Here is a 7,011-nt window from a genome sequence, read left to right as displayed (position 1 = left end):
GTGGTGGTGGGAATGGCGGAGGCGGCCGGGGCTACGGCTACGGCAACCCGCCGGACGACGGTGAGATCCCGCCCCCCAACGACGATGACAACATCCCCTTCTGAGGGGCGCGCCGAAATCCGATTTCGAGCGCTTTCCGTATGAGCCCGGGGACCTGACGCGACCTGCTGAATGGGGGGGAGGCGTGACGGGTCCGCCGGAAAAGTCCGCCGCCCTTCTTCCTGGGGCGCGCGGACACTTGCGGAATCGCAGTGCGTTGTCATTTTGAAGCACCGGCAGACCCCGTTTGTGTTATGGCGTGCCACGCAGCGTGAAGCGCACACCGCGTGTGGTTCATTCCATGTCGGCCGCTTCAATATTGAAGCATTGCTGATTCCCCTGTTGTTTCAATGACTTGAGCGCCGCCTGTCCGGCGGTGCACTTCATTGCTGACGCGACCATCACCAGGATTGTCCGTCTTTCCAGGGGGTTAGGAAGTGGCCTGGAACGTGCTCTGAAAGTCCGTCTTGCCAGGGAATTCATCCCGTCCGGCAGGGCAGTGATGTCAGGGGCCACGAAATGACCGATCGGGTTTGTGTGGTGGGAGCGGGGGCTTTTGTTCCGGCGCGGACCATCAGCAACGAGCGGATTGCTCGGGCCATCCCCGGCTGGTCCGCGGCGCGCATCGAAGAGAAGATCGGCATTCGCGAGCGTCGGTTCCTGTGGGACTTCGACGACGAGACGGGCCGCGCGATTCCGCCGCCGGACGACGTGGCGGGGCGCTTCTACCCGGCGACGAACACGGACATGTGCGAGTTGTCGCTGCGCCAGGCGCTGTCGCGCGGGGGCGTGGAGGCGAAGGAGCTGGACGCGCTCTTCGTGGTGACGTGCACGCCGGACGCGCCGCATTTCAACCACGACGCCATGGCCCTGCACGAGCGGCTGGGGCTGCGCGAGGACGCGTTCGCGCTGGTGGTGGACGACGGCTGCGGCGGCACGCCGTACGTGTTGGACCTGGTGCGCAAGATGATGGAGGGCGGCCGCTTCCGCACGGTGGCGGTGGTGGCCTCGGCGTTCACCTCGCCCCTGCTCAACCGGGAGGTCTACACGGATGAACTGCCGCCCACGCCGGGCCGTCCCAAGGCGCTCAATGCCTACCTGTCCATGTATGTCTTCGGGGATGGCGCGGGCGCGGTGGTGTTGCGCTCGCAGCCGGGGGACGAGGACGGCCCGGGCATCCTGTCCTCCTTCTCCGGCAACGCGTACGCGGAGCTGGTGACCCGACGGGGCGGCGGCATGTTGAAGCTGCCCTACCAGCCGGGGCGGACGCGGCCGTCGGACATGGCCTTCGTGGTGGATGGCTTCAAGGTCGCGCGCAGCTACCCGGAGTACATGCAGAAGTGCCTGGACGCGGTGCTCACGCCCGCACTGCGCGAGCAGGTGAAGCGCTACTACTTCCACCAGCCGAACAAGCGGGTGATGGACTCGTTCGTGACCCGGGCGGGCCTGCCGAAGGAGGCCGTGGCCTGCAACGTGGACCGCATCGGCAACACGTCGGCGGCGGGCATGTTGATCCTCCTGTCCGAGGACCTCGAGCAGGGCAGGGTGACGCTCGGCAGCGGAGAGCTCGTGGTGGTGGCGGCTGTCGGAGCCAACGTTCATTATGGTGCTCAACTCGTGCGGCTCTAGTGCGCACGGGCGTTCATCTCCACCCCCCCGGGAGATTCCCCCCCTCTATGAGTGAGCAGCGCAAGGAAGCACCAGGCCTGGACGCGGCAGTGGCCCAGGACCTGGAGAAGCGTCTGGCCCTGGCGACCCCCGACGACACGGCCCGAGGCATGTTCTTCAACGGAGCGCTGAACGCGGTCCGCATCCTGGGCGGTGACGCGGCGGTGGAGCGGTGTCTGGCGTCGGTACCGGAGAAGAAGTTCGTGGACTTCTTCAACTACCCGGTGTCGGGGTTCCTGAAGCTGGCCTTCACCGGAGCCCAGTTGATGGGGCCACAGCTCGGCGGCTTCGACGCGATGCTGCGCAAGATGGGCACGCAGGCGACCACGGACTTCCTGTCGTCGGCGGCGGGCAAGACGCTGCTCCTGCTCGCGGGAGACAGCCCGAAGCGGCTGGTGACGAACCTTCCCACGGGCTACCGCGCGGCGGTGAGCTACGGCGAGCGCAGCGTGGACTGGTCGGGCGACCGCACGGGCAGGCTCGTGATGAAGCGTGACTTCATGCCGCCCGCGTACCACGAGGGCGTGCTCCAGGCCGTCATCGAGGCGCTGGGTGCGCGAGGGGTGCAGGTCCACGGCAAGCAGACCGGGCCGGTGGACACCGAATACGCGCTGTCCTGGCAGTAACCGCTGCACGAAGCCCGCGGTCCACACGGGGAGCCGAACATGTCTCAGCAGCAGACCGGGACCGCGGTGCGCCTGCAGTCGGGCAACGAGTGGGTGTATGCCTTCCGCTCGCAGGAGGACGCCGCGTCGCCGCCGGACCCGGCGGTGTGCGCGGCGGCACCCTTCGAGCCCACGGTGAAGCTGGGGGCCAGCCTGTACGTGCCCGTCCATCGCGTGGTGGACGGGCGGTCCGTGGAGGACGGTTACGAAAAGGTGGGGACGGCGACGGCCTGTTTCCGGCTGACGGACCGGACGTTCGCGCCGGGCACGCGGGTGCCCTTCTACGCGCGCTTCCACCTGCCGGTGGGCCACTTCACCGCGTCGGGGGAGTGCACGCTGGTGAGCAACGACCAGCCCCAGGCAGGGGTGGTGCTGGCCGGCGGCGCACTGAAGCTGGTGGAGGTGCCCCCGGGGTTCGTGGGCGGGGTGCTGTCGAACCTGAGCGTGTTCAATCCGCTCAAGCTGCCCGGCTTCGCCACCGGCTCGTACTACACGCTCTACACCTTCCGGAACGAAGGCTCCGCGAGCCCCTGAGCGTCGCGTTGCGTGAGGGCCTGTAGCGTCCGGATGCGACCGGGAACCGGCGCCCCGGGACGAACAGCCATGTCGGGGATGCCTGGGAGAATGCGTCCTTCGGTGGGGCCTTGATGAGGCCCGGGGCCATTCACGGCCATCAGGAGGGGGACGCGCATGGAAGGCAGGTGGAAGCAGCTCTACGAGTCGCTCGGCTACCGTCCGCCCGCGAGCGTGAAGGTCACGCCGTCCGCGAACGAATCCACGACGACGCACGCTCTCCAGACGGAAGCGCCCCTGGCGGCGGACACGGACCTCCCGGTCCTCGGCCCCGAGGAACTGGAGGCCCTGCGCGCGGCCTTCCTGCGCGAACCGGAGGACGTGCTGCGCTGGACGGAGACGGGCCTGGGCGCGCGCGTGACGGTGGGCGCGTTCGTGGAGGTGTTGCGGGAGCTCGAATTGCTGTTCACGGACCCCGGCCAGTTGCAGGAGCGCCTCGACGCGACCGAGCGCCAGGTCCGTCAGGGCACCGGAGGCCTGCCCCCGGACTTCACGTTCCCGTTGAAGACGGAGGAGATCCCCATCGACCCCACCCGCACGCGCTTCGAGCCGCGGTCGGACCTGCGCGGGTGGCTGCTGTTCAGCGGGCCGGTCTGGCTGGAGCAGGGCGCGGCGGCGAGGCAGGCCCCGTTCCGCTGGCACTTCGGCGCGAAGAGCCGCTTTCTCTACCCGCTGCGGGAGCCGGAGCCAGGGCAGCCGGTGGAGGTGGCGCTCTTCGGGGACTTCGGCACGGGCGAATACACCTCCCGGTACATCGCCCGGCAGCTCGTGATGCGAGGGGAGCGCCTGGACTGCGCGGTGCACCTGGGAGGCGTCTTCTACGCGGGCCGACAGGGCGAGTTCGACGCGCACGTGGCGGAGCCGCTGGAGCCGCTGCTCGCGACGACGACGCTGCTGACGCTCAACGCGGCGCCGGAGATGCGCTCGGGCGCGGGCGCCTATTTCCGCTACCTGGACGAGCGCCGGGGCGCGGGCCCCCGCCACCCGCAGGAGGGCACCTATTTCTGCCTCGCCGCGGAGCGCTTCCAGCTCATCGGCCTGGACACCGCCTGGTTCGAAGCCGGCCGCCACCGCGAGCCCGCGCTGCTGCAGTGGCTGGAGCAGCGGCTGTCGGAGGGACGAAGGCGGGGCGCCATGAACATCCTGTTGAGCCACGCGGCGCCCTATGGCCCGGACCGCAAGCGCCTCGCGCCGCTGGTGGAAGAGGACCTGCGTGCCCTGGTCGTGGAGCGGGAGTGGGTGGACCTCTGGTGCTGGGGAGGCGCCCAGGGCGGAGCGCTGTACGACCGGGCACCGGGGCTGCCCTTCCTCGGGGCCAGCCTGGGGCACGGAGGCTTCCCCTACGAGCGGAAGGACACGCCGACGCATCCGGTGGCGCCGGTGCGCTTCTTCGAATCCTGGCCGCGCTTCCCCGAATGGACGGGCGTGCGCCAGGACCGGGGCAATCACGGTCACGCGACCCTGTGGCTGCATGCGGACGGTACGGCCACGCTGCGCTACACGGACTGGATGGGACAGGTCCGCTGTGAAGCCACCCTGGCGCGCCAGGGGACGAAGGGGCCGGTGACGCTGAAGCAACTCGACGTAGGAGGGTGACGCCGCCGCGAATCAGGGGCCCTGGATGCCGCGCTCCTGCATGTACTTGCGCAGTCCCGCGGCGCCCTGGGCGCGCACCTTGTTGTGCAGCATCGGCGTCCACCCGAGCACCAGTCCCACGGGCCCCAGGGCCTGCCGGGACCATGTCCAGAAGGGAAAATGGTCGCGGTGGCGGAGGATCTTCCCATCGGCGAACACGAACGTCGCGTCGATGCGGTTGAGGACCTTCCGGCGCGACTGGCTGAAGGTGTAGCGAGCATCCCAGTGGGCCTTGCCGGTGCGGTCATCGGCCTGGATGCCGCTGAAGGAGACGTCCAGGTCCTTGCCGCGCTCCAGCAGCATGCGCCACATGGAGGTGACGCCAGCGTGGCGCAGACCCTGGAACACCTCGTCGGAGAACTCCACGTCCGGGTGGTAGCAGGCGGCCATGCCGTCGGCGTCACGCCGTTGAAAGGCCGAATAGAAGTCGGTGATGAGCTGGGCGTTCGGGTGCATGCCGGCGGTCTATCAGACCGGTCGGGCTCGGCGCTCGGGGGCCCGGTACCGGAAGTCGGCGGGTCGAAGGTGACGGAAGTGCTGAGCAACGGGACGCCGCGTGGCAGGATGCGGGCGCATGGCTCGCGACATCGTCATCTGGCCCCACAAGGTTCTCACCACGTCCACCCAGCCCGTGACCGACTTCGGCCCGGCGCTCGAAAAGCTCCTGGAGGAGATGGCGGAGTCCATGGCGGAAGCCAAGGGCATCGGCATCGCGGCCAACCAGGTCGGAGTGCCCCTCCGGGTGGCCATCGTCGGCAGGGAGGACGGCACCTCGTTTGAAATCGTGAACCCCCAGATTCTGTCGAAGCAGGGGTCCATCAAGCTGGAAGAGGGCTGCCTGTCGGTCCCGGACGTGTGGAAGAAGTGCCCCCGCGTCGAGAAGGTGAAGGTCCGCTACCAGGACAAGGCGGCCCAGTGGCACGAACTGGAGGCGGAAGGTCGGCTCGCGCACGTGCTCCAGCATGAAATCGACCACCTGGACGGCCACGTCTTCGTGGACCACCTCTCCAGCGTGGACCGGACGCTCATCCTGGAGCGCATGCGGAAGCTGCAGAAGTCGCTGGCGCGTCAGAAGGACGAAGCGCCGCCCCCGGAGCAGAAGGCAAAGGGCTCGAAGCGCTCCTAGCCGGGCGTATCAGGCGGGGAACCCGGAGGGCGCGCTACGCTCCGGCGAATGGAATCGCGCCCCGTTCCCCGCCAGGTCCAGACCTTCCGGGAGGAGTACCGGGCCCGGGTCATCGGACCGGGCTATCGAGGCTGGGCCCATTTCGCCTTCACCAGTCTCGTCTGCCTCATCGGCATCGCCCTGGCCCTGAGTCGGCTGGAGGCGGTGCGGTTCTGGGAACTGCTGGGCATCCCCGGCGTCTTCGTGCTCGCGAACGGCGTCGAGTTCCTCGGCCACCGCGGACCGATGCACCACAAACGAAGGGGACTGGGCCTCCTCTTCGAGCGTCACACCGCGCAGCACCACCGCTTCTTCACCCACGAGGCGATGGCCTATGAGTCCAGCCGGGACTTCAAGATGGTGCTCTTCCCGCCCGTGCTGCTCCTCTTCTTCCTGGGAGCTGTCGCCGCGCCGCTGGGAGCCCTCTGCTTCCTCCTGATTTCCGCCAACGCGGGCTGGCTCTTCATCGCTTCAGCCCTGGGCTACTACCTCGCGTACGAATGGGTGCACTTCGGCACGCACCTTCCGAACGACCATTGGAGCGCCCGTCTCCCCGGGGTGCGATTCCTGAGGAGGCACCATCAGGTGCACCACGACCCGACCCTCATGGGGCGCCACAACTTCAACATCACCTTCCCCCTCGCGGACCTGCTTATCGGGACCTTATGGAGGGAGGAGCGCGGAAGGCGCCGCCCCGCTGGATGAGGGGCAGGCAGTGCTCCGAGGGAAATGGCGTGGAAGAAGGAACCCCGGCCTCGGGGGTTCTCACCAGGGAACGGCGTGCCCATATCCCCGGCGCGCAGGTAGAACGATTCGGCCCGGATCAATCAGGGTTTGACGTCTCCGAATCGAAGCGTTAGACACTGGACCTCCGCGCAACGGACCGGTGCCCCAGGGCACTCCGGAAAGCTGCACGGTGGGAAGAAAAGGGTCGACGAAGGTTGTTGACCCCGAACGCGGCGAAGAGATAGAAGCCGCGCCCCGCCCGAAGCCGACAGCAGCAAGTCGGTCGCTGGAGCGGAAAGCAGCAGGGATCGACTCGAAAGAAGTTGATCAACGAAGTGGCGGTGGTGGTAGAAGCCGCGCCCCTCACCCGGAAGCCCGCGCACTGGCGCGGAAGGAACTTCTGGGAGAGCGCAGCACCGACAAGAAAATAGGGCAGTCAACGCAGAGTTGACAGCGAGCGCGGCGGTGGTAGAAGCCGCGCCCCATCGAAAGAAAGTCCGGCAGGCAACAGAGCGGACGAAAGCGGTGGGAAAAGCTGAC

Annotated in this window: 7 protein-coding genes; 6 read left to right on the top strand and 1 reads right to left on the bottom strand. The window is 68.1% G+C overall.

The window, feature by feature from the left end; all coding sequences use genetic code 11:
- The first annotated feature begins 558 nt into the window (after nucleotides 1-558).
- From D7Y13_RS35765 to D7Y13_RS35750, 4 genes are all read left to right on the top strand, one after another.
- A complete protein-coding gene (locus D7Y13_RS35765) occupies nucleotides 559-1,668 on the top strand; it encodes a 3-oxoacyl-ACP synthase III family protein (RefSeq protein WP_120537721.1) in 1,110 nt (369 codons plus the stop codon).
- 47 nt (nucleotides 1,669-1,715) lie between these two features.
- On the top strand, nucleotides 1,716-2,333 hold the full coding sequence (locus D7Y13_RS35760; protein WP_120537720.1) for a DUF2378 family protein: 618 nt from the start codon (nucleotides 1,716-1,718) through the stop codon (nucleotides 2,331-2,333).
- 39 nt (nucleotides 2,334-2,372) lie between these two features.
- On the top strand, nucleotides 2,373-2,906 hold the full coding sequence (locus D7Y13_RS35755) for a hypothetical protein (RefSeq protein ID WP_120585893.1): 534 nt from the start codon (nucleotides 2,373-2,375) through the stop codon (nucleotides 2,904-2,906).
- A gap of 156 nt (nucleotides 2,907-3,062) precedes the next feature.
- Entirely contained in the window at nucleotides 3,063-4,541 is a 1,479-nt protein-coding gene (locus D7Y13_RS35750; protein ID WP_120585892.1) for a hypothetical protein, read from the top strand.
- A gap of 12 nt (nucleotides 4,542-4,553) precedes the next feature.
- Here D7Y13_RS35750 and D7Y13_RS35745 read toward each other — a convergent pair whose 3' ends face one another.
- Entirely contained in the window at nucleotides 4,554-5,036 is a 483-nt protein-coding gene (locus D7Y13_RS35745; RefSeq protein WP_120585891.1) for a nuclear transport factor 2 family protein, read from the bottom strand.
- Nucleotides 5,037-5,154: 118 nt separating this feature from the next.
- Between D7Y13_RS35745 and def the strand changes: the two genes are divergently transcribed.
- Both def and D7Y13_RS35735 read left to right on the top strand, forming a co-directional pair.
- Nucleotides 5,155-5,706 (top strand): peptide deformylase, encoded by a 552-nt coding sequence (gene def / locus D7Y13_RS35740; protein ID WP_120585890.1) that lies wholly within the window; start codon nucleotides 5,155-5,157, stop codon nucleotides 5,704-5,706.
- A gap of 48 nt (nucleotides 5,707-5,754) precedes the next feature.
- Nucleotides 5,755-6,450 carry a sterol desaturase family protein gene (locus D7Y13_RS35735; protein ID WP_120537715.1) on the top strand — a complete coding sequence of 232 codons (696 nt, stop codon included), beginning with the start codon at nucleotides 5,755-5,757 and terminating at the stop codon, nucleotides 6,448-6,450.
- The last annotated feature ends 561 nt before the right edge of the window (nucleotides 6,451-7,011 follow it).

Origin of the sequence: Corallococcus praedator (genome assembly GCF_003612125.1) — a bacterium.
In the GTDB taxonomy this organism is placed as follows: domain Bacteria; phylum Myxococcota; class Myxococcia; order Myxococcales; family Myxococcaceae; genus Corallococcus; species Corallococcus praedator.
This window is presented reverse-complemented; position numbering and strand designations above follow the sequence as displayed.